Raw genomic sequence first — 23,220 nt, 5'->3', positions numbered from 1 at the left:
GTCGGGGATAGCCATGGCGATCGCGAAGCAAAGTTTGGGGGTTATTACGCCAGCGATCAAGAGCTATTAGATATGATCAAGGAAGCAATCTCAGCAGCAATTGATCGCGCCTCATTAGAAGTAGAAGAAGGTATTTACCAAGCTGATGATTTAAGATCTTTAATTTGATAACGATTTAATTATTGAGCGTGTTTTTACACTGGTTAAAAAAGGTTCTAGTCTTTCAAACTAATCTCTTACAACAGTGCGATCGCCTATCTTGTAGATTGGATAGCGCGAAGCAAAACCCAACATCATTCATTGAAAAATTAAGACTAACAATTACTCAGCCACTGATTAAGATCGTCCAGAGTTTCAAAATCTAATAGATCTTCCGTTAAAATATCCAATTTGGAAGACTCCAAAGACTTAATCCGTGTCGCAATATTATCTGGTAGATTGCCCAGTTTACGTTTGAGTTGACGCAAGGTAATAGAAAGCTTTTCTTCAATTCGACCTTCCTGCCGACCTTTTTGTTCCCAACTAGTAGTAATCTGCATAATCTTTTCCTGCTCCTGTAATTCCATTGTACTTAATAGGGATTGAAAGTGCGATTCTTCCTGCTGATTGAGATTGAGGTAGGTATCAACAAAACCTGAAATAAGCTGCATCTTGGCTGGGTCTAGTTTAAGAGTAACCATCAGTCTCAGACATTGAGCTTTGACTGTAGGGCGATCTTCTCGATTAATCTTCATCTTGCTCATCAAAGCGGCAGCCACAGGATTCCGCTGTTGCAAGAAGTCACGCCAATTAAGACGATTAAGCTGAACAATTTGGTAATCAAAATTCAAAACTTGTCTATCTGGAAAATTAATCACAAAATTGCTTTTATCTAGTCTTTTGGGAGAGTCATAAGAGAAAATAGCTATTGGATAAATCGGTCGATCATATTTGAGGAAGAGGCTACAGAAATAACGAAACATTCTACGATTAAATTCTGGGGCGTTAGAAGCTTGATTTTCTAGGTGAATTAAAAATGAATAATCTTGCTCTTGAAATTCAGCTAAAGCCACGATATCAACAATGTTTTTCTCCCCTCGAACTACATCAGTAAAGAGTTCTTTATCTATAAAAGTGATGCTATCAGTATCGAGATATTCCAGCACCGAGGGAAAGAAAAGTTCTAGGAATTCAACAAAGAAAGTAGTTAGAAGCTCTTTAAAGAGTTGATCGTGGTTAATATTAGTCATGAATCCAGTGTATTTAATCAGCCAATAATAGAAAAATAACTGAGACTTACGATAATAAATACCATATAACCTCGGTAACAAACCAAAGGGGAAACAGTGCGATCGCTTTTTTCCATCTACTCGCTCACAGATTGATTTGATTCATTTTTTGTCAGTATCACACGAAAAATTTCTTTATCATCAGCATCAAAATCTTTTGTTAAATGAAGATGGAAGCCTTTTTGATAATCACAGATTGCTATTTTTACAAATAACTTTGCCATACTCAATAAAGCTTGGCTATTTGCGTACATAACTGCAACACCATTTTCAATACAAAGATCAATTTCTTCTTCCGTAGCATCATCATACTCAAAAGTGATTGTGTTTTCTAATGATTGATCTTCAAATTCAAATTCAAACTTTCGTTTCATGTCTAGTGCGATCGCTTATCTCGTATTTTAGGTAGCACGAAGCAAAACCTAACATCATCTATTGAAAAATGCAGTAATTTGCATAATCTGTTCCTGTTTCTGTAATTCCATAATAAACACTCCATAACCTCGATAAAAAACCAAAGAGAAAACAAGGCGATCGCAATAAATCACTTGACTTTTAAGACCATCTCTACTGGCGTGTCTAATTGAGAGGTGCAATTAAGATAAAATCGTTACAATACCTTATTAAGTTTATAAAAATATTTTAGTGAGTTTACCAGAAGCAGACACTCCTCTTTACAACCATACCTTGCCAACTATCGAAGACTGGTTACGCAGCAAGGGTTGCAATCAAGATCGAGCCAATCTTCACTGCTGGCATTTGGCACAATCAGCTTGGAAAGCAGAAATCTGTCTTGAGACGGAAGAATTAACAGTACGTTATTTTGATGCTGAACAAGAAAGTCAAAATCTCAGTCGTTCGTTTAAGTATTCTTTGAGTCGGCAAGATGTAGAAGATGCTGTGTTTTCTGGGCCATAGTTAGGAAGTAGGAAGTAGGAAATAGGAAGTCCGTTTAGACAATTTTAATTAAAACTCGCGCAAAGACGTTTATCCCGCTTAGTTTGGGGCAAAGACGCAAAGGCGTTTATCTCGCTTAGTTTGGGGCAAAGATTTTATAAGAAGTAATTAAGCGGACTTGATATAAGTTCCTAAGAGCTTTTGAGAAATCCTGTCTTTTTCTTCTTTTTGGTTTTAGATTTGGTTTTTTGGACTTGAGCTACTGCCGCTTCAAATAAATTATTTAAGTGGATCGGCACGCTGGCGATCGCAGGTAATTCAGGAACAGCGGGTTTATTGTATTCTTGTAGTAGCTTTTCTAAGTCGGTTTCTAATTGAAAATCTGGCTTGTTTAAATAGTTTTGCAGCAGCTTTTCTAAGCTAGTGGGATATTCTTGTTTGAGCTGTTGCCAGACATAGTAATTAGCTTGAGGCTGTTCTAAATATTTGCGCACCAATAGCTGATTATTTTCTGTTTGAGGATCGGCTTGAGCTAGAAGCTGGGTAAATTTTTCGTGGTTAGGTAGAAACATCTGTCCCCACTTTGCCTCAGAGTATACCGTCACAGATTCTGCCTGCTTGATCTCTGGCGGTAACTCTACCTTGGGCGTTACCATTGAATTATTTTTATTATCCATGAGCTTGGCTACTGCTTGAGCATCTGCACCCAGATCTGCTGCTGCCGTGGTAAACTCTGACTCTGTTTTACCTGACTCTTGCAGTAATTCGGCTAAAGATTTAGAGTGATCGATACCAGCTTCTGCTAGCTTTTTCTGACTCATAACTGTCTGTAGCTCACTAATCTTCTGGTTTAGTTTATAACCTGGTAAAGTCAGGCGATCGCTTCCCAGATAGTCCACAAATTCTTGATGGTACACTGCTACTGATGACCAAGCTTCCTCTAGTAAATCTGGCGCATCAGCATAAAGTGATTCAGGGTAATTATCTCGAAATTCGCCAATGGCTACCGCTAGTTTTGGCTGGCTTAATCGACCTTTAATAATGCGATCGCTAAAAAAGAACCATTCAGTTTCATTCAGCGGTGCAATGATACAGAGAATAATTTCTCCTGGCTGCCATCTAGATATCTCTTTATCTGACATTCCCGCGTGTCTATATACTCTATAGGTTTTAGCGGTTAACCAGTTCATCAAGCGATAAGAGTCGGCTTCGATGGCTTGAATCTCAAACAAACCAATGAAATTTTTCTGCCAATGTTTGACAATTGAGATATCTGCTGTCGATAAATTCTTAGCCTGTTTAATAAATATATCTAGAGGAGTTTGCTCTCCAACCTTACCTTGAGTTAAAAATAGATCTACTGCCAAATTCTGCTGTTTAATACCGTAGCTATTTTTCTGACTTTTTTGGGCAGCATAACTTTCTAAGGCAACGGCGATCGCGCCTTCGTCATCGTAAACAAAATCAACTAAATTTTCTTTTAATTCTAAAGCTCTAGCTAGATCTAACATAAATAGATTTTAAAACATAGATAAGAGGTAAATATTACCTGGAATCAACTAATCTGCCATCTAGACATAGATAGAGATTTAGGTTTGATATCATCAAGTTCAACTGAGGTTGTACGATAAGTTTAATGTGAATAAAATTTGCTTTCAGAATAATTGTTAGTTTAAAAGTACTAGTATTTTAAAGTTGAGCATTGAGAGCTAAAAGCTATATGCGAAGCTGTATCCTTTAGGAAGAGCTAAAAGCTAAAAGCTAAAAACTAATAAATTAGCAAAAAGCTAACTTATATCAGGCGCACTATGACCAAAAAAGTATTAGTAATTGGCGGTTACGGCAGAATTGGTAATCGGGTAGCTCAAGACATTGCCCAACATACCGATGCTGAAGTTACGATTACTTCTCGTCAAACTCAATCGCAAATCAAACCATTTAGATTCTTAGCTTTAGATTTAGACGATCGCCAACAGCTACATCAAGCGATCGCCAAGCAAGATTTGATCGTACACTGTGCAGGGCCATTTCATCATCGAGACGGTAGAGTTTTGGCAAGCTGTATTGACGAAGGAATAGATTATATTGACGTGAGCGATCATCGTTCTTTTTATCAACAGGCGATCGAATATCAGGAGCGAGCGATCGCTTCTGGCACTACGGCGATTTTGAATACGGGGATCTTTCCTGGTATTTCTAACAGCATGGTTAAACAAGGAGTAGAGCAGTTCGAGCGACCAGAGAAAATCCATCTCAGCTATGTGGTAGCAGGTTCAGGTGGTGCAGGGTTAACCGTGATGCGAACTACTTTCCTGGGGTTAAAACATCAATTTTCTGCCTGGATCGATGGTAAGTGGCAAGATATCTTACCCTACACCGAAAGAGAGCTGGTGGAATTTCCTGCACCCTACGGTAAAACGGGAGTCTATTGGTTTGATGTCCCAGAAACCTATACATTTGCTGATTCCTTTCCTGTAAACACCGTGATCACCAAGTTTGGCTCAATTCCTGACTGGTATAATCATTTAACCTGGATTACGGCTCATATCTTTCCTGAAGCTTGGGTAAGTAGTCGTCGAGGCATTGAATTCTTTTCCCAAGTCAGTTATGCCATGACCAAAGTAACCGATCGCTTTAGTGGGATTGGAGTGGCGATGCGAGCAGAGATTACAGGACAAAAAGCAGGTAAACCGCATACCTATATCAGTACCATGGTACATCACGATACAGCGATCGCCGCAGGAGCAGGCACAGGCGCGATCGCGCAATTAATTTTAGCGGGTAGATTAAAACAGCCAGGTATTTACCCTGTAGAACAAGCATTATCAACAGAGTTGTTTGTTGAAATGATGAACAGTCGTCAAATTGAAATTGTGGTTAGTTCTTAAGGGTGATCGCCCCTACGTAGGTAGTAGAAAGTATAGTCATTTCAAAAATGTCCTAACGTTTTGACCTCTGGCCATAGCATCACAAGATCGTCAATTTTTCTAAGTAATGTAATATTTAGAGTCAATAAATTGCTTGTTTAAATTTTGTCAACCATTCGTTACCAGGTAAAAATCATGGTTTTATCTATCCAGCATTTTGCAAATCGTGATTTTCAAGAAATACCCGATCGCGCTAATCAGCTATTGAATCTTTTACCTAATTCCGAATTGCAAAATTTACTGATATATGCAAAACGCATTATTCTACCAGCCAAAAAAACGATTCACAAGCCCTACAAAGCAATAGAGAAAATCTATTTTCCAATTCGAGGTATCATCTCTTTGCTTAATATTAGCCAAGAAGGTTTAGTAGCCGAATCTGCTGCGGTAAGTAATGAAGGAATGATTGGCATTGCTGGATTTTTGGGTGGCAATACTGCTTCTAATTGGGCGATCGCGCAAACAGAATGCATTGTCCTGAGCTTGCCCATCAATATTCTACGACGAGAATTAGCCCGTAGTGGTGAATTAAAGCGAATATTATTGCTCTATTCTCAAGCTCTATTGGCTCAGATTTCGCAAAATGTCCTCTGTAGCTGTCATCATACCCTAGAACAAAGACTAGCTCGTTGGTTAATCTTTTATAGCGATCGCTTAAGCACAAAAAAGCTGTTCTTGACTCAAGAAACTCTTGCCGATCTGTTGGGTGTCAGGCGTACTAGTTTGACGGTAATGGCGGGAGATTTGCGCCAAAGAAAATTGATTGACTATAGCCGTGGCAGAATTTTAATTGAAAACTCAGTAGCTTTGAGAAAAGTCGCCTGTCAATGCGATCGCACAATCTCAGATGAATATACTCGTTTGTTAAATTTATAAAGTATAAAGGTTTGCAAATTATGTGGGAATTCCGACAGATATTTCCTTTTGCTATCTGCATAATGGCACATAGCGTGAGTTAGGGTTTAGGGCTTCGGGGTTAGGGGTTTGGAGTTCGGAATGTCGAACTCACGTCATATTACAAGTATTTAATTTAGTATTTTTAGTATTTAGGTGTGTGGGTAGTAGTTCGAGCAGTATTTATCTAGATTAAGGAGCGATCGCATTTTGAATTATTATAGAGCTACCTCGATAATACGTAGTAAAGCCATCCCGCTGGGCTTATCTATTTTCAAGCCAGCCAATAAAATTAAATTGAAATTGCCTTGGTGGGTCAAAATCACAACTGCTAAACCCAAATGTGTTTATTATTTTGGCCCATTCGCTAGTCAAAACGAAGCAGTAGAATCTCAGTCTGGATATCTTGAAGATTTGAAAGCAGAAAAAGCCCAGGAAATAAATATTGAAATTAAACAAGATTTACCTAAATTATTGACTATTCCTGAAGAATAATCTTTGGTTTCATTAGAATCTAATTAAACATTTAGAGCATGAATCAGCACAATATTCTAATCATCGAAGACGATACGGGAATTCAAGCCTTAACTCAATTCAGTTTAGAAATGGACGGCTATTGGCAAGTTACCAGTGCTTATGTCGGGAAGGAAGGACTGTTTAAAGCTATGAATATAAATCCTGATGTAATTCTGCTAGATTTAATGATGCCAGATATGGGAGGAATCGAAATTCTAGAAAAATTACGATCCGACAAGACAACACGTAATATACCAGTGATTTTGTTTACAGCTAAACTAATGGAAACAGAAAGTCTTGAATTAGAAAACAAGAATGTCATAGGTTTAATCACAAAGCCTTTTGATTGTCTTACTTTATCAGCAGACATTTTGGATATGTTGAAAAAGTATCAGTTAGTCGCAAGATGAACTAAGGTATGTAACGACGATCGTTGCTGCATTTGGTTATCTCTCTCAGGAACTTAGGAAAGATAATGTGGAAAATGTTGCTCTATTTGAGCCTTCGGTTTTTCGACTAATTCTACTTGTTTTCGGCTCTATTTTCTGCCAGATAAGCTGTTTGAACTACAAACTACCAACTCCGCACTCCGAGCTATTGTAACTCGGCTAATTGAGATAATTTACCGTTATTGACTCGATCGACAACAGGTAATTGGCATTGAGTTAATTTCCCTGCCTACAACCATTGTTCTATAGCTGCTTGCGTGGCAGACTGATACTAAATCCGATTCTCAAAAATAACTTTGTGCTAAGCAGTTTAATTTTGCTGAAACTCTATTACCCATTACCCATTACCCATTACCCATTACCTTTACTCAATTTTTAAATGTTGTATACCAACGGGATTTAGTATGAGTTGCGATCGCATCTAGCTATAGCTATTCATCAAATTTATTAACTGAGAACTGATTAACTACCTGTAGGTATTAAAATAAAATAATTATCAATAACTACTAACTTTTGGCAAGTAGCCGTAGCCATGTTGTTTGAACAAAAAGATCGCTTAGCGATTAACGGAATTATCTTCACCAGTTTGTTAACACTATTAAGTGGTTGCGGTAATAGTGCAGCCTTAGAAGGCTTTATTGGAGCAGATCCCCAGCTAACAAAAAAGGCTGAGGAAGTTTCTCTACAAACTCAAAATCCTGCTATTACATCTCCAAGAAAATCAGGCTCAGCCAATAATTCAGTTAGTAATACTGCCAAAAACCCCACAGCAGCAAACTCCTCTGGCAACCTAACGCGATTTACTCAGATTTTTCCTGTTTATCCCCAAGCTGAATTAGTAGAAGCCAAGTCTAGTCAGGATCGAAACTCAGGAACGATGCTTTGGAGGATACAGGATGAGCGCCAAGCTATTGCTGACTATTATCTGGCAGAATTGTCGGCTGATGGTTGGGATGTAATCAAACCTTTTACGATTAATCCGCAGCAACAAATAGCCAGAGCGATCGCCATTAAAGATAACCTGAGAGTAGAGCTTTCTCTTTTGGCATCGGCAAATAATCAAGCATCTCAAGGCGAAAACTCTAGATTGTCAGTGGTTTATCATCCTTTAGATCGAGATATTCCTCCATCTAGTATTTCTCAATGGTCAAACTCCTCTGAAGCTGCAAATTCGACAACTGCTCAGCAACCTACACAAAATCAAACTCGCTCTTTATCAGAGAAAACTAAGCAAAATACTCGTCTACCTCGCTCGAAATCAAGATCAAATCAGAATGCCTACAAGTTATCTGATGCTAATTTCCAGGATTTAGATGAAATACCCCCACAACTACAACAACCCATAGAATCAGTCGCTGCTTTGGGTATTTTGACTCCTTATACTAGGCAAGGTAACGTCGATTTAACCAAATTTGCCCCGAATCAAGTGATTACTCGTGGTGAATATGCTCGTTGGCTAATTGCTGCCAATAATCGCTATTATGCCGATAATCCTGGTAAAAAAATCTACCTGGCAACGGAGACTAGCCAGCCTGCATTTAATGATATCAATCCTAGCCATCCAGACTTTGCGGCAATTCAAAGTTTAGCCGAAGCAGGTTTAATTCCTTCTCGTCTGACAGAAGATAGTACTAATGTACTTTTTCGCCCCGATGCTCCTCTAACTAGAGCCGATTTAGTTACCTGGAAAGTACCATTGGATACTCGCAAATCTTTACCCAAAGCTTCTATTCAAGCGATTGAAGAAAGCTGGGGATTTCAAGATACTGCTGATATTGACTCTTCTGCCACGAGAGCTTTATATGCCGATTTTCAAAATGGCGATCGCTCTAACGTTAGACGTATATTTGGCTATACCACTCTTTTCCAACCCAAAAAACCTGTAACTAGAGCAGAAGCAGCAGCCTCACTGTGGTACTTTGGCTTTCAGGGAGATGGGATTACAGCCAAAGAAGTGTTAGCATCGACGGCGAAAACGAAGAGTTAATTAATAGGTGATAGGTGATTGCAAAATTATTGTCTGGCGCGGTAAAACTATATTTGCGATCGCAAGTTGAGGCAGTTGAAGCTTTACAAGTCAAGATTTTGGGTAAAAGTAAGCAAATTCTTCAGGGATATATTCCCCAGGTATTGCTGAGTTGCGATCGCGCCGTTTATCAAGGATTACATTTAAGTCAGGTGCAGCTTAACGGTACAAATATTGCCGTCAATTTGCCAGAAGTGATTAAGCGCCAACCTTTGAAACTCCTAGAAGCAGTTTTTGTGGAGATTCAATTGAAGTTAGGTGCTGCTGATTTACAAGCTTCTTTAGATTCTGCTTTATTGCAGAGTGGTTTATCAGATTTATGGCAGATGATTTTAACTAGCCAAAAAAATTATTCTCCAGAATTAATTAAGCTGAAGGTTGAATGGCAAACTATAGCGATCGCCAACAATCAATTGAACTTTGCAGGTATCTATCAAGATGCTTTAGGGGAGATTAAAACAATAGCTTTATCGACAGGCGTAAATTTAGCTAATGCTCATACTCTTTGTTTGTCATCGTTAAAGATTACGAGTAATTTATCTAGTGATAGCCTAAAACGTGAATTAGAAATTGATTTAGGAACAGATATAGCGCTACAAGAATTGACGATTGAATCTGAGCAAATATTATGCCGAGGAAAAATTAGAATCAATAACTAAATATTAATGTGTCTACTCAATTGAAAACTCGCGCAAAGACGTTTATCCCGCTTAGTTTGGGGCAAAGACGCAAAGGCGTTTATCCCGCTTAGTTTGGGGCAAAGATTTTATAACAAGTAATCAAGCGGACTTGATATAAGACATAGTGGGGGTTAAATCTCCTACTATGTAAGCTTATAGCTTATAGCTTACGGCTTATAGCTTATAGCTAACCGCTTCGCGGTTTTAATTTGTTTGATGATCTTGACCATAAAAGCTAAAAGATAAAAGTAATACGATCAGCGAAATACTTAAACCGATCGCTGTACCCGAAATCAGCATAATCTTAGAATTTTGAATGGCGATCGCAATTGCTGCCCAAATAAACACTCCCGCATAGGCAAAATCGAGGCGAGGGAGAACCACAAAGTGAGTGATCAAGCCAGCGATTAACAGCATAATTACCGTCCATACTTCTGGGCTAATGCCCCAACCATCCCACTGCCAAGATTCGAGTACGATTGCCCCATTAAGTATTGTTGCCACGCTAATCCAGGCTAAATAGATGCTGATGGGCAGTTTAATGAACCATTGTTGCCAGCGGGAAATGCGCGTCTTAAAAGGTAACCCCCAGTAAGCGCCAATTAGGGGGAACAAAATACACAGCATGGCAATCATAGAAGCGCCATATTGTCGGTATAAGAAGCAGAAAACCCAAATTATTTGAGCGAGGGAGGCGATCGCTAACTTATAGCCAATTTTAACTAATAAACCATCGTTTTTTTGAGCTGGTAATGCCTGAAAGATCGCAAAAGAGATTAAACCCAGATAAATTAACCCCCAAATAGCAAAAGCATAGCTAGCGGGGGTAATTAGCACATTTTTGAATATATTTTGTGAGATTTCGCCAATAGTTAACCCGTTGGGTGGATTAATGTTGGCCCAAATATTCATGCCAAAAGCAGCAATAATGGCAATTAAAGTAGATACTTGTCTGATGATAGCTGGTTTACTATTTACCCTATAGCGATCGCGCATTTGTTAATAGTAGTTTTTAAGTTATTAGCAGCTTATCTTAATTGTATGTAAATACTGTTTAATTATAGAAACTAAAGTCGCAGAATAAATAAGCAATAATAATGAATCCAACTGTAGCAAAATTAATTAAAATTGCCTCTATCCTCGCCATGACCAGTGCTTTAGGATTATCAGGTTGGAATTTAGCCCTACATTTACAAGGAAAATCATTACCCCCTAACTTAACTTCTCTGTTTTGGCTGGGAAGCATTGCTCTAGTTGCTCATGGCGTTGAAGGAATAATTGCTGGCTTGAAAGCACGTTCTCACAACAAGAATCCATTACTCTATGGCATTTATACTTTTTTTGTCGGCTTCGTGGGTTTACAAGAGTTAGCCAAGGATGAGCTAATCTCCTGATTTTGATCTAGCCCTACGTCAAAACATTAGGACTTCCTATTTCCTATTTCCTATTTCCTATTTCCTATTTCCTACTTCCTACTTTCTATTACTGAGCTTCTATAACTGAACTCCAGTCATCATTCTCAACCGCTGCTTCTAGTTTTTGCCGACGTTGTATTTCTGTTTCACTTTGGTTAGTTGGCGCTGCTAATTCATCCATCAGAGTTGTATCTGCCATTGCTTTACGTAGCTTGAGCTTTTTCTCTTCATAGGCGTTTCTTTCAGCTTCTGTCATAGTTGCTTTAGCAGCCTCACCAATCGTACTCGCCCAGGTATTACCCTCCTGATTACCAACAGGGAGATAGTTTAATTCACAGAGCCAGGCTGTTTTTAACGCTTCCATCTCCTGACGTTTGGGAAACTTAAAGGTTTTGACGCGGATATAGCTACAGACTTGAGTACCGTTTTGGGTAATATGTCCTTTTAGCGATCGCAAAATATCTCTAGAATAACCAATATATTGATAAAGGCGATCGCTGTCCAGAACAGCATAAACTCCAGCAACTTTACTATTTTCTGTTTGTTGCTCCCAAACTAAGATCTCAACTATCTCTGTTCCATCAGAATTAATTACGCCAGCAGCATCTTCTACGCTGTGTTCACGATCAGAACTATACAAAAAACTATGTAACCCTTGATGGGCGATGGGAACGTTTTGATGTTCTAAAGGTTTATTCTGATTAGATTCCACAGTAGTTTTAAGTTCTAATTTAAATGAGTACAGTTTTTATCCTAGCTGGGTAAAATTGCAGCGCAACAGATCTAGATATCAATCGTAATCAAATTTATGTTTTGATTGACGCCCCTAATTAATACTCTTCCCAGTCAGGATATTGTTCGGGGGCTTTTCCTTCACTAGCGATAATCTCACCATAGCCAGAACGCCGATCTGATTTAATTTCTTCAAGCTGTAGCTGAAACTCCCAATTATCGCCAAAATCAAACAGATATTCCATAACTGAACCCACTGTCAAAGGTAAATCAGCTATTTTCACCTCCTCCGTAGAGGGTGATTCATTCATATAGGGATGAACTACCTGCACAGTGCGTCCTAGCTGATTTTTATAGCTAAACATATCTAGATGATCGCAGTCAAAATCATATGACAGCAAAATCAATTGGCTTAAATCCCAGAGAGTCATATCACTAGAAATAGCAATCCGTCGCCAAATCTGCTGCCAGCTAACCTTAAAAATATAAACTCCCTGACTAGACTCAATTTTAGGCAGTTCGATAATTTTCTGCCATTGAGGAAAATAGGGCTGCAAAGCTGGCTGGAGCTGACCAAACTGAATATTTGCTGTTTGCTCATCATCGTCCCAAATCATTTCGGGAAAAGTCCAACCGTCAAATGCAACCTGAAGCAACCCCTTGCCCCAAGCTGTTTGCTTGACACTCTTAACTCGCCAACCCCTACCCGCTTCTGGTTTACCATAGCTAGCCTCAATTAAGCCAAAAAGCTTCATCAGAGCAATATTATGAAACCCTGGGTAATATTTAAGGTTTTGCTGGGTTTGATAATCTGGAAACTTTTCCCCTTTAGCGGGCATTTTCGACCAATACTGTAGACATCTTGTCCCCTCGGTCATATATCCCCTTTCTCCCAGCATCTCCTCATTGGCGACTACTAACCAGGCTTCTAATAAATTCAAATAACGTTCGGTCAGATTCATCTGTTGCCAATTATCGAGCATCATCGGATCTAACATCAGCTTGGATGTTTTGCCCTGTTGAACTACTTTACCCATCCCTGTAGCTCTTAACAGTAGATATAAGCCGTTAATTGTCGGATAAGACTTTTGTTGGGGACGCTGTAGATTGGTTTTAATTGGTTCGGCTAGCTGTTGATTGATTTGAGCTAAAGACTTGAGGGGAATTAAATTACGCTTACCGCCAACGGCAATTCCCTCTTGACCAATAAAATCTAAGAGGGTTTGAAAATCTTGTAAGATAGTTCCTGGAGTAGTTTCAGTAATTACTTGTTGCGAAATAGCGATTAGGCTCCGCCTATCCTGCGGGATCGCTGGTTGAGACATATCTGGTATTGCTTGAACTAGTTTTTCCGTCATACTTGCTAGTTGTTGCTGAAATTCTTGAGCAGAAGGGACTTCTTGGTAAAATTCTGCTAATATCTCTGTGGCTAATTCCTGCAACATTTGCTCTAATTCTGTCCAGCCTGGAGGTAATTCATCATTGTCTGTCAAATCATTAGATAAACTTTCACTTGAGTTAGCCCCAGCCAACTCTTGATTGTGCTGTGGTGTAAACTTTTTTCGTGCTTCGTTAGTTAATTCAAAATGCTCTGACATGGGGAATGAGACTACTGACTTCGTGAAGATTGACAAGCATGGCACTGAAGGTATCTAGTATTTTGAGCATACCTCTTATCGTCAGTAATTTACGTAAATATACTGAGAAATTAAACGAAGTGTTAAATTTATTTACTTATTTAAGCAATTGACAATCAATCAAGCCGAATTAATAATTGCCTGTGATTCAACTGCGATCATTAGCAAACTAAAATTTTAGGCAACTTTATGCAACAAGAACGAGCTTATTGGTTAGCCTGGTCGCAACTTAAAGGGATTGGGGCGGTTTCCCTGAAAAAAATTTATCAGCATTTTGGTTCGTTGCAAATAGCCTGGAATGCTCCAGCGATCGCCTTTGCTGAAATTGATGGCATTAATGGCAAAGCTGCTGTGGCAATACAGAGTAGACCCCAAAATTTTCCTGCTGAACTATTTGCTCAACATCTCCAGCAAAATCCTCAGTTTTGGACCCCAGACGACGAGCTATATCCGCGTCTTTTAGCCGAAACTCCTAGTCCCCCACCCTTGCTTTACTATCGAGGACAGGTTGAGCCTGAAGAAAATCTGGGGAGTAAGCCGATGATTGGCATTGTTGGCACCCGTAATCCCTCGGAATACGGTAAACGCTGGACTAAAAAAATTACTCAAGCTTTGGTTAGTCATGGCTTTGGCATTGTTTCAGGAATGGCAGCAGGAATTGATGCGATCGCTCATCAGACCTGTTTGGAAGCTAAAGGCAGAACCATTGCGGTGTTAGGTACAGGAGTCGATTTGGTCTATCCTTTTAGCAATCGTGAGCTTCATCGCCAATTGAGCGATCGCGGTTTGATCGTTAGTGAATATCCTGCTCAGACTCAACCAGATCGGGGTCATTTTCCTGCTCGTAATCGCATTATCGCTGGCTTGTGCCGTGCGGTGTTAATTATTGAAGCACCTCAGCGTTCAGGAGCTTTAATTACCGCTCGTTATGCTAATGATTTCGGTCGCGATGTTTATGTCTTACCAGGTTCTCTGGATAATTCTCGTTCTTTAGGCTGTCTAGCACTGCTTAATTCTGGAGCGCACGTTATTTTGGGCATTGAACACTTATTAGAAATGCTAGGCACTATGCCTTGTCTCGATCGCCTGCCAATTACCACCAAGCCCAAACCAGAACTAAACTCGGAATTAGCCCGTATTTATGAGCTAATCAATCACGAATCTGTGGCGGTTGATGCGATCGCCGAACAAACAGGATTAGAGATCAACAAGATTTTAGCAGCATTATCTGAATTGGAAATGCTGGATTTAGTCTGTCAGCTACCAGGGATGCGTTATCAAAAGCAGTAAATTTATATCGAAGTTAAATACTTTAATTTGGGGACTTGGAGACTTAGAGACTTGGGGATTTAGGGACTTGGGGAATCACTTTATTTGAAATCATTATTTATATTTGATTTTAGAGCTAATAGCTAATAGCTGAGAGCTAATAGCTGAGAGCTAATAGCCCTTTACCATTAGCACAATAATTGAGCAAGCGCTGTGATCTTGTTACTTGTTGACTAGTTTGGGGAACTTTATAGAGGCGCATCTTGCAAAGCTAGTGAATAATATGCTGACATCAGATAATTTGGCGAGAAAGTTAAGCTTAATTTATTGTTTAAATTACTTTGCCAGGGTTAATTCATCTGTTTTAGCTTTTTTTTTAGCGATCGCTTTGAGCTTATTCGGACTACAGCCACTAGCGGCACAGGTTTCAACTAAGTCTGGGTCACAAACTGTCAATATTTCAGATAACCAAGTTCCTCAAAGTATTGTGGTAAAAAACTTTGAGGTTGTAGGCAGCACTATTTTTACTCAACCAGAATTAAATCAGGCGCTCAAATCTTATCTTAATCGTCCTCTAAGTTTAGCCGAGCTATTTCAAGCCAGAAGCTCTATTACCAAGCTGTATACTGATCGAGGCTACGTTAATTCAGGAGCTTATCTTCCTCCACAGGAATTAAATGACGGTACAGTGCAAATTGCTGTCTTAGAAGGGAAGTTGGCAGAAATTAACGTTTTAGGCACAAAAGACTTATCTAAAGACTATATTACCGATCGCTTAAAAACCGCAGCAGCAGCACCCATAAACGTCGATTCACTACTTTCGGCACTACAATTATTACGTCTCGATCCTTTGATTGCTAATATATCGGCTGAATTATCAGCAGGTATTCGTCCAGGCACTAGTGTACTTGACATTACAATTGAAGAGGCAGATGTCTTTAATCTGGCGCTCGACTTAAACAATAGTAGATCTCCTAGTGTGGGAACGAACCAAAGATCTATCGGCATTAACCATGGTAATCTTTTAGGATTTGGCGATCGCTTTAACTTGGAATATGCCAATACTAAAGGGAGTAATGCTTTCGATCTGGCTTATGGCTTCCCTGTTAACGCCAAAAATGGCACGCTTAAGGCTGCTGTTGGCATGAACTCCAATCATGTCATTGAAGATCCCTTCTCGGCGATCGATCTTGAATCTAAATCTCGCTACTATGAGTTAAGTTTCCGCCAGCCTATTCTGCTCAAGCCAACTCAAGAATTGGCGATCGGTATTAGTCTTACCCGTAGTGAAAGTGAGACTTTTTTGATGAACGACGGGTTCTTTCTCTCTCGCGGTGCCAACGATGAGGGAGAAACTAAAATTAACGCTGTCAGACTAGTTCAGGAATTTGTTAAGCGTAACGACCAAGAGGTTTTAGCTTTGCGTTCTCAGTTTAGTCTAGGGGTAGATGCTTTCAACTCAACCATTAATGATGATGGTGAACCTGATAGTACTTTTGTTTCTTGGCGTGGTCAAAGCCAGTGGACAAGACGTTTTGATGAAGATTTTTTACTCCTGTTGAGAGGGGATATCCAAGTTGCAGAGGGAAGTTTAGTTCCTTTAGAGCAATTTAGAATTGGTGGTGCCAATAGCATCAGGGGTTATCGCCAAGATTTAAGCTTGGGTGACAATGGTTTATTTGCCTCGGCAGAATTACGCATCCCTATTTTACGCTTGCAAAAATTTGACGGTTTGCTACAGGTTACCCCCTTCTTTGACGTTGGCACAGTTTGGAATACTGATGATCTGGAAATTGCTAATACAACTTTAGCTGCGTTAGGATTGGGCTTAAATTTGGCGCTGGGAGATAATTTTAATGCCCGTTTAGATTGGGGAATTCCTCTAGTCGATCTTGAAACTAAAGGAAATTCTCTACAAGAAGATGGAATATATTTCTTTGTAGACTATAGTTTCTTTTAAGCTACTACGAGCCGACAAAAACCCCGACACTTTCACCAGCAGCAATAGTGAAATCACCTTCTGGTACTTCACCCAAGAGATCGACAGAGTTTGCTGTGCGCGCATTATTTGTCGTACTACTCGAACCAAAAGAGACATCAGCAATTAAATCATTAGCTCCTCCAGTTGCCATATTTTATTCCTCAAATAATTGCTTTGATGTAACTAGGTTTGTAATACCTTGATTGATGCATTTAGTACTACAAAATACATCAATAAATTATACATACTTCAACAAAAACAAATCAAAATAACAAGCTAAAATAATTGAATTGTTAAAAGTTGCAATAATCTTACATTAAAATACTAGAGAAACAATCTAAAAAGCTTATGGTTTATAGCTTATAGCTAAAAATAAATCACTATGATTTTTAATTCACAGTAGGCGTTTATCAGAAACTGTAATTAGCAGTCAGATTATAATCATCCCCCGCAGCTATTTCAATTATTTCGTTAGCAGCGTTGGCGGTTTCGACACAGACGAAATGTTCATAGTCGCGATCGCCCAAATCAGCCATTTTCGCCGAAATATCTGCCCCAGGATTCCAAACAATTGCCGTCTGACTATTAGTGGCAGTTACCGTAATTTGCCGATTTAAGGCGCGATCTTCGATAGTTAATTGGGCGGGGACATCTAAATAAATGCGATCGCACTCTCCAGAGAAAGTAATTGCCCCAGACTGAGTTTTTTGTTCACCGCGATCGACCTTATCTATATAGGCTTTATCTGCTAAACCCAACACCCTGACTTGATTGATATCACCAATTTGAAAATACGTATGTAAAGCCTGAGTAATGGCAAAAGATGCCGATCCCGTGTTGCGAGTAACTAAGTTGATGGTCAAAGTATGACCCACGGTAATCACAATGGACAAATCAAAACTATAATCCCAGATTGCCCTAGTTTCTGGAGTATCTACCAGCCCCATAGTTACCTGAGTTGCACCATTTTGAGTACTGACCACATCCCGCACTTGCCAAAGGCGATCGCGGACAAAACCATGACTAGCACGCCCTTTACCTTCAGGATCGGGGCCAAACCAAGGCCAACAGATGGGTGTACCACCTTTCATCGCTTTACCTGTATGATAATAGGCTTGGCTACTCAAAAACATCATGTCTTCAGTTTGATCGACTGGCTTAAAAGATAATACTTGTCCTGCATATACAGAAATCGTAGCTTCAGCATATTCATTACTGATTTTAATCAAGGGAAAATTGCCTTGACCCTCAACAAACTTTACCTTGTCTACAATACCGTAATCGGCGTTCAACTGTTCAATATTCATGGTGTAATTCAGCTTAGAATTTTAGAAGTTGTAATGGCACTGAAATTTAAATTGGCAACTAGCAACTAGCGATTCAGTAATCAGTCTTAAAGGATAAGCTTCGCCCTAAAGGATATGCGAAGCGGTATGCTTTAGCACTAGCTTCGCGTCGCAAATAATCAGTAATCAGTAATCAGTAATCAGTAACTAGTAATCATCAGGCGATCGCCATTGTGTTAAGTAACCCTTTAAATAAAGCCAGACCATCAATACCACCAATCGCTTTATCAGCAGCTCTTTCGGGGTGAGGCATCATCCCTAATACGTTACCCTGGGGATTAATAATTCCCGCAATATTATTCATTGAGCCATTTAAATTATGCTCAGCACTGGTTTCTCCTGATGGACTACAGTAGCGAAACAACACCTGATGGTTATCTTCGATCGCTTTTAAAGTATCATCATCAGCATAATAACAACCTTCTCCATGAGCTACAGGAAGAGTAAGTATCTGTTGTGGTTGATAGTTTTCTGTCCAAAGTAAATCATTGCGTTCTACCTTGATAGGAGCGCGATCGCAAATAAAATGTAGACCTCGATTACGAATTAAGGCTCCAGGAAGTAATCCTACTTCTGTAAGTACCTGAAAACCGTTGCAGATCCCCAAAACATATTTACCTGCTTGAGCATGTTCGATAATGCTATTCATCACAGGAGAAAATTGCGCGATCGCTCCACAACGAAGATAATCACCATAGCTAAATCCCCCTGGAATAACTATGACATCTAAATCAGCAAGATCTGTTTCCTGATGCCATACCATACGGGTGGGGGCAGCTAATAATCCTTGAGTTACGGTTAAAACGTCGCGATCGCAATTTGACCCAGGAAAGACGATAACGCCAAATTTCATAACTTGATCCTTTGGTAGTAAATTATTAAAAATTCAAATTTTTATTTAAATTTTATGCTGTAGCCATTTCTGTAAGTTCAAAGCGATAATTTTCAATTACCGTATTTGCCAACAGGCGATCGCACATTTCATCTAGATGCTGTTTTGCCTCTTCTTCATCATTGGCGCTCAACTGCATTTCAATATACTTACCAATCCTGACGGATTCTACCTCGGTGTACCCCATTTGCTTAAGTCCCGATTCAACTGCTGTACCTGCGGGGTCTAATACCGAAGAGCGCAAGGTAACATATATACGAGCGTGATATTTAGTAGCCATAGAATTATTGTCAGTGATTGCTTTACTTAAAGCTGAGAGCCTTTTTGATTTTATAGCTTTAGCCGAAACAAACAGAGATAGATAAAAGTTAAAATCAATTAATCTAGCAACGTAAGATAGACTTAGGTTTGATTTTCCATCACAAATGTATGAAAATGCAACGTACTCGTTCGCAAAAGCGTATTCTAACTTTACTCCAGAGTCTCAAATGTTCTATTTCGGCGCAAGATTTATATATTGAACTCCGTAATCGTCAACAGGATATGGGTTTAGCTACGGTTTATCGTTCTCTTGAGGCTTTAAAACTACAGGGAGAAGTGCAGGTACGTACTCTAGCCAATGGAGAGTCTGAATATAGCTTAATTAAGAGCGATCGCCATCATCTCACCTGTGTTAACTGTGGCGTGTCGATTGCGATCGATGAATGTCCCGTACATAACTTAGAAAAGCAGTTGGAAACATCCCACACTTTTAAAGTTTACTATCACACCCTAGAATTTTTTGGTTTGTGCCAAAAATGCCATTAGACTCCTTTTCAGCCTATACTTTTGATGCTCTCAGTTGTCCGCAGGCTGCATCTGCTTCCAAGCCACGAGAATAGCGTACGCTGACGGCAATATTAGCCTGTTCGAGAATAGTTGAGAACTCTCGGATGCGGTGATTTCTGGGTCTTTGATAGTCAACTTCAGAGATAGGATTATAGGGAATAAGGTTGACGTGAGTTTGAAAACCTTTTAGGCGCTGAGTCAATTCCTGTGCATTTTCAGGTAAATCGTTAACTCCTGCTAGCAAGACATATTCAAAAGTAACTCTTCTGCCAGTTACCTGGATATAGTCTCGACACTCATCTAAAAGATGATCTAAAGTATATTTTTTAGCACTGGGAATCAATTGTTCGCGCAAAGCCTGATTAGAAGCATGAAGACTAACTGCTAAGACAATTTGTAGTCTGTGCTGTGCTAGCTGTTGAATTTTACCAGGAATACCTACTGTCGATACTGTAAGCGATCGCGCGCCAATTCCCACATCTTGATTGAGAGACTTCACCGCCAACACCACCTCATCAAGGTTTGCCATTGGTTCTCCCATACCCATAAAGACAACGTTGCTGACTCTTTGTTCAAAATCTGACTGTACCGTCAACACCTGATCGACAATTTCGTGAGCCTTGAGATTACGAGTAAAACCCCCTTTTCCCGTAGCGCAAAAGTCACAGTCCATCGGACAACCAACCTGGGAGGAAACGCACACCGTTAGGCGTTTAGCGGTGGGAATACCAACCGCCTCAATAATCAAGCCATCCGCCAGACGTAATAAATACTTACGAGTCTGATCTGGTGCAACACTACGATAATGAATTGTCGAGCGTCCAAGGGGATAATCTGCCATCTCTTCGCGCCATGGCTTCGGCAAGACGGAAATATCGCCCAGCGATCGCGCTCCTTTTTGGTATAACCATTGATGTAGTTGCTTGCCTCTGTAGGCTGGTTGTCCTCGATCTTGTACCCAGGTGGTTAATTCTGACAAAGATTTGCCTAAAAGTGCTTCTGAAGTGTCTGATTGCTTGATTGTTTGTAGCGTCATTATATTTAATGTGTCGGCAGAAATGTCGGCAAAAATTAAGATTTAGCTACTTAAAATGATTATCTATCCTATCGATCATTATTAATTAGCAGCAATCTCTAAACAAATCTATTTTACAGTTAATTGCTCTGAGCAAAATGATGATTTTGATGTTATGGTTTTGGCGATCGCTATTTTTTCATTTTAGTTCCACTTTGCGTCTTTGCGTCTTTGCGCGAGATTTAAACTTAAAATATCAAGTGCAATTTCAAGAAGAAATAGTATCAGATCTTCATAACTTAAATTAATTTACCTGCTAGCAGAATTAAAATTTGGTTGCCAACGATGTTTGTTCAGGTCAATTTTGCCGTTACTTTTAAACTCAATTCCTTCCTCTTCCAACAAAACTTTTTGTAAATAATCGCCACCCTGACGTTGAAGAGAATAGGATATTTCTCCTTGAGCATTAATAACTCGATGCCAGGGGATATTATCCTCTATTTGAACTCGAAACAGAGCATATCCTACTAACCGCGCTTTGCCATATAATCCAGCCAAGTCGGCAATTTGTCCGTAGGTAGCTACTTTTCCAGCAGGTATTTGGCGAACGGTGGTGTAAATGCGCTCATAGTTGGACATCGTTAGTTGCTTTAGATTAGGAAGATATTAAATATTTAGCTGAATATTTATATTTATTATTCATTTTGCTAGATTAATCTTGTCACTTAATAAAATCCATTCTTCTAAGCTTAAATCTTCGGCGCGGCATTGAGGATTAAAATTAAGCTCTTCTAAGATAGAAGTTAGCTCTGCAATCTTAATTGAACCTTGCAAATTGTTGCGTAACATCTTACGACGGCTGGCAAAACCTAGCTTAATTAATGTTTCTAATTGCCGTGGATTCTTGGCAGGATGTTCGAGGGTTCTGGGACGTAATCTCACCACAACTGAATCTACTTTTGGTTGAGGATAAAATGATCTAGCAGGAACATCACAAATCAGTTCGCAACTGGCTAAATACTGTACCCGAATTGACAATGCACCGTAAGCTTTAGTTCCTGGAATAGCTACTAAGCGATCGCCCACTTCTTTTTGTACTAATAAAACAATGGATTCATACTGTTGAGGTGCGGGAGTGGCAATTTTTCCCAGTAACTTAGCAATAATTGGCCCTGTAATGTTGTAGGGGATATTAGCAACTACTTTATTTGGGTTTTGAAACTTGGGGAAATTTTCGAGGAAGGGTGAGAGATCTGATTTCAAAAAGTCATTTTGGATCAAGAGAAAGTTGGCTTGTTCACCATATTTATATACCAATTTTTTGCATAAATCGCGATCAATTTCTACGGAAACTAAAGCAGAAACTATTGATAGTAATCGGCTAGTTAAATTACCTGTTCCTGGCCCAATTTCGAGAACGCGATCGCTTTGGCTTAATTCCGCAGCAATAATAATTCGATCTAGGATCTCTCGATCCCGCAACCAGTGCTGTCCAAATTGTTTGCGCGGTTGAATAGAGCGTCTTGTCGAGCTTTTGCTAGAGGTCATCTTAATAATTATTTAAATTGTGATTAATTTGCTTAAATTAGCTAAAAACAACAGTTTTGTTGTCGTAAACAAGGACGCGGTTTTGGAGGTGGAGTCTAACGGCGCGAGACAGCACTAGTCTTTCTAAATCTTTACCCCTGCGAATTAAATCTTGGACGGTATCCCGATGGTTGACTCGCACCACTTCCTGTTCAATAATTGGGCCTTCATCAAGATCTTGGGTAACATAATGAGCCGTCGCTCCAATAATTTTAACCCCTCTAGCGTGGGCGCGATGATAAGGTTTTGCTCCAGGAAAAGCAGGTAAAAATGAATGATGAATATTAATAATCTGCGGAAAATTATTAATTAAATCTGGGCTAAGAATTTGCATATATTTAGCCAAAACTACTAAATCTATTTGATATTGTTGTAAAAGTTCAAGCTGTTTAGCTTCTTGCTCTGCTTTGTTCTCTTTAGTTATGGGTAGATGATAAAAGTCGAGCTGAAACTGTTTAGCGATCGCTTCTAAATGAGGATGATTACTGATAATCAAAGCTATATGACCAGGCAATTCCTGAGCTTGATGTCGCCAAAGCAAATCCCAGAGACAATGATCTTGTTTGGTTACCCAAATCGCAATCTTTGGTTTAGTATCAGAAAAGTGTAGCTGCCAAGTAGCTTTGAGGGGTTTGGCGATCGCTGAAAAAGCGGTGGCGATCGCTTCGCGGGGCAAATTAAAGCCGTTAAGTTGCCATTCAATGCGAATCAGGAATAAACTTGTAGCGCAATCGGTGTGCTGATCGGCATGAATAATATTCCCCCCATTAGCATAAATAAAGTTGGCAATTTTGGCGACTAATCCAGGGCTATCGGGACAAGAAATTAATAAGGTTGCAGTAGACTCATTCATACAGGCTA

25 protein-coding genes are annotated in these 23,220 nt (G+C 39.5%); 11 read left to right on the top strand and 14 right to left on the bottom strand.

Annotated features, from left to right (window positions below; translation table 11 throughout):
* Positions 1-314: 314 nt before the first annotated feature.
* Positions 315-1,229: a DUF4351 domain-containing protein gene (locus tag KME09_22235; protein MBW4536655.1), complete on the bottom strand. Its 915-nt coding sequence runs from the start codon at positions 1,227-1,229 to the stop codon at positions 315-317.
* Positions 1,230-1,345: 116 nt separating this feature from the next.
* Positions 1,346-1,642 carry a hypothetical protein gene (locus tag KME09_22230; GenBank protein MBW4536654.1) on the bottom strand — a complete coding sequence of 99 codons (297 nt, stop codon included), beginning with the start codon at positions 1,640-1,642 and terminating at the stop codon, positions 1,346-1,348.
* Positions 1,643-1,913: 271 nt separating this feature from the next.
* Between KME09_22230 and KME09_22225 the strand changes: the two genes are divergently transcribed.
* The gene (locus tag KME09_22225) at positions 1,914-2,186 is read left to right on the top strand and encodes a DUF3143 domain-containing protein (protein MBW4536653.1); all 273 of its coding nucleotides are present in this window, start codon (positions 1,914-1,916) and stop codon (positions 2,184-2,186) included.
* Between the two features lie 170 nt (positions 2,187-2,356).
* Here the strand turns inward: KME09_22225 and KME09_22220 are convergent, their stop codons facing one another.
* On the bottom strand, positions 2,357-3,676 hold the full coding sequence (locus KME09_22220; protein ID MBW4536652.1) for a hypothetical protein: 1,320 nt from the start codon (positions 3,674-3,676) through the stop codon (positions 2,357-2,359).
* A 297-nt stretch (positions 3,677-3,973) separates the two neighbouring features.
* Between KME09_22220 and KME09_22215 the strand changes: the two genes are divergently transcribed.
* The 6 genes from KME09_22215 (at position 3,974) to KME09_22190 (ending at position 9,636) form a co-directional block, all read left to right on the top strand.
* Positions 3,974-5,053 carry a saccharopine dehydrogenase NADP-binding domain-containing protein gene (locus KME09_22215; GenBank protein MBW4536651.1) on the top strand — a complete coding sequence of 360 codons (1,080 nt, stop codon included), beginning with the start codon at positions 3,974-3,976 and terminating at the stop codon, positions 5,051-5,053.
* A gap of 174 nt (positions 5,054-5,227) precedes the next feature.
* Positions 5,228-5,968 (top strand): Crp/Fnr family transcriptional regulator, encoded by a 741-nt coding sequence (locus KME09_22210; GenBank protein ID MBW4536650.1) that lies wholly within the window; start codon positions 5,228-5,230, stop codon positions 5,966-5,968.
* A 288-nt stretch (positions 5,969-6,256) separates the two neighbouring features.
* A complete protein-coding gene (locus tag KME09_22205; GenBank protein ID MBW4536649.1) occupies positions 6,257-6,481 on the top strand; it encodes a DUF1816 domain-containing protein in 225 nt (74 codons plus the stop codon).
* A gap of 38 nt (positions 6,482-6,519) precedes the next feature.
* Positions 6,520-6,912 carry a response regulator gene (locus KME09_22200; GenBank protein ID MBW4536648.1) on the top strand — a complete coding sequence of 131 codons (393 nt, stop codon included), beginning with the start codon at positions 6,520-6,522 and terminating at the stop codon, positions 6,910-6,912.
* A gap of 916 nt (positions 6,913-7,828) precedes the next feature.
* On the top strand, positions 7,829-8,938 hold the full coding sequence (locus tag KME09_22195) for an S-layer homology domain-containing protein (protein ID MBW4536647.1): 1,110 nt from the start codon (positions 7,829-7,831) through the stop codon (positions 8,936-8,938).
* 14 nt (positions 8,939-8,952) lie between these two features.
* Positions 8,953-9,636 carry a DUF2993 domain-containing protein gene (locus KME09_22190; GenBank protein MBW4536646.1) on the top strand — a complete coding sequence of 228 codons (684 nt, stop codon included), beginning with the start codon at positions 8,953-8,955 and terminating at the stop codon, positions 9,634-9,636.
* A gap of 225 nt (positions 9,637-9,861) precedes the next feature.
* Here the strand turns inward: KME09_22190 and KME09_22185 are convergent, their stop codons facing one another.
* A complete protein-coding gene (locus tag KME09_22185; GenBank protein ID MBW4536645.1) occupies positions 9,862-10,653 on the bottom strand; it encodes a tryptophan-rich sensory protein in 792 nt (263 codons plus the stop codon).
* 101 nt (positions 10,654-10,754) lie between these two features.
* On the opposite strand from KME09_22185, the gene KME09_22180 reads away from it, so the two are divergent.
* The gene (locus KME09_22180) at positions 10,755-11,051 is read left to right on the top strand and encodes a hypothetical protein (protein ID MBW4536644.1); all 297 of its coding nucleotides are present in this window, start codon (positions 10,755-10,757) and stop codon (positions 11,049-11,051) included.
* A gap of 88 nt (positions 11,052-11,139) precedes the next feature.
* Here the strand turns inward: KME09_22180 and KME09_22175 are convergent, their stop codons facing one another.
* Both KME09_22175 and KME09_22170 read right to left on the bottom strand, forming a co-directional pair.
* A complete protein-coding gene (locus KME09_22175; protein MBW4536643.1) occupies positions 11,140-11,784 on the bottom strand; it encodes a GIY-YIG nuclease family protein in 645 nt (214 codons plus the stop codon).
* 118 nt (positions 11,785-11,902) lie between these two features.
* Positions 11,903-13,402, bottom strand: a complete 1,500-nt coding sequence (locus tag KME09_22170; GenBank protein ID MBW4536642.1) for a plasmid pRiA4b ORF-3 family protein — start codon at positions 13,400-13,402, stop codon at positions 11,903-11,905.
* A gap of 228 nt (positions 13,403-13,630) precedes the next feature.
* On the opposite strand from KME09_22170, the gene dprA reads away from it, so the two are divergent.
* The gene (gene dprA / locus KME09_22165) at positions 13,631-14,731 is read left to right on the top strand and encodes a DNA-processing protein DprA (GenBank protein ID MBW4536641.1); all 1,101 of its coding nucleotides are present in this window, start codon (positions 13,631-13,633) and stop codon (positions 14,729-14,731) included.
* 262 nt (positions 14,732-14,993) lie between these two features.
* Positions 14,994-16,670 carry a ShlB/FhaC/HecB family hemolysin secretion/activation protein gene (locus tag KME09_22160; protein MBW4536640.1) on the top strand — a complete coding sequence of 559 codons (1,677 nt, stop codon included), beginning with the start codon at positions 14,994-14,996 and terminating at the stop codon, positions 16,668-16,670.
* A gap of 4 nt (positions 16,671-16,674) precedes the next feature.
* Here KME09_22160 and KME09_22155 read toward each other — a convergent pair whose 3' ends face one another.
* The 4 genes from KME09_22155 to purS form a co-directional block, all read right to left on the bottom strand.
* Positions 16,675-16,842, bottom strand: a complete 168-nt coding sequence (locus KME09_22155; protein ID MBW4536639.1) for a hypothetical protein — start codon at positions 16,840-16,842, stop codon at positions 16,675-16,677.
* A gap of 259 nt (positions 16,843-17,101) precedes the next feature.
* Positions 17,102-17,998 (bottom strand): D-hexose-6-phosphate mutarotase, encoded by an 897-nt coding sequence (locus KME09_22150; GenBank protein ID MBW4536638.1) that lies wholly within the window; start codon positions 17,996-17,998, stop codon positions 17,102-17,104.
* A 196-nt stretch (positions 17,999-18,194) separates the two neighbouring features.
* On the bottom strand, positions 18,195-18,890 hold the full coding sequence (gene purQ / locus KME09_22145; protein ID MBW4536637.1) for a phosphoribosylformylglycinamidine synthase subunit PurQ: 696 nt from the start codon (positions 18,888-18,890) through the stop codon (positions 18,195-18,197).
* Positions 18,891-18,942: 52 nt separating this feature from the next.
* Positions 18,943-19,209 (bottom strand): phosphoribosylformylglycinamidine synthase subunit PurS, encoded by a 267-nt coding sequence (purS, locus tag KME09_22140; GenBank protein MBW4536636.1) that lies wholly within the window; start codon positions 19,207-19,209, stop codon positions 18,943-18,945.
* 149 nt (positions 19,210-19,358) lie between these two features.
* Here purS and KME09_22135 point away from each other — a divergent pair, with 149 nt between their 5' ends.
* Positions 19,359-19,736, top strand: a complete 378-nt coding sequence (locus KME09_22135) for a transcriptional repressor (GenBank protein MBW4536635.1) — start codon at positions 19,359-19,361, stop codon at positions 19,734-19,736.
* 13 nt (positions 19,737-19,749) lie between these two features.
* Here KME09_22135 and rlmN read toward each other — a convergent pair whose 3' ends face one another.
* The 4 genes from rlmN to purU form a co-directional block, all read right to left on the bottom strand.
* On the bottom strand, positions 19,750-20,793 hold the full coding sequence (gene rlmN / locus KME09_22130; GenBank protein ID MBW4536634.1) for a 23S rRNA (adenine(2503)-C(2))-methyltransferase RlmN: 1,044 nt from the start codon (positions 20,791-20,793) through the stop codon (positions 19,750-19,752).
* A 288-nt stretch (positions 20,794-21,081) separates the two neighbouring features.
* Positions 21,082-21,411, bottom strand: coding sequence for an MGMT family protein (locus tag KME09_22125; protein MBW4536633.1), 330 nt, complete (start codon positions 21,409-21,411; stop codon positions 21,082-21,084).
* A 60-nt stretch (positions 21,412-21,471) separates the two neighbouring features.
* Entirely contained in the window at positions 21,472-22,320 is an 849-nt protein-coding gene (gene rsmA / locus KME09_22120; protein MBW4536632.1) for a 16S rRNA (adenine(1518)-N(6)/adenine(1519)-N(6))-dimethyltransferase RsmA, read from the bottom strand.
* 37 nt (positions 22,321-22,357) lie between these two features.
* On the bottom strand, positions 22,358-23,212 hold the full coding sequence (gene purU / locus KME09_22115; protein MBW4536631.1) for a formyltetrahydrofolate deformylase: 855 nt from the start codon (positions 23,210-23,212) through the stop codon (positions 22,358-22,360).
* Positions 23,213-23,220: the final 8 nt, after the last annotated feature.

Source organism: Pleurocapsa minor HA4230-MV1, assembly GCA_019359095.1.
In the GTDB taxonomy this organism is placed as follows: domain Bacteria; phylum Cyanobacteriota; class Cyanobacteriia; order Cyanobacteriales; family Xenococcaceae; genus Waterburya; species Waterburya minor.
The sequence above is the reverse complement of the archived record's forward strand: the minus strand, read 5'-3'. Positions and strand labels throughout refer to the sequence as shown.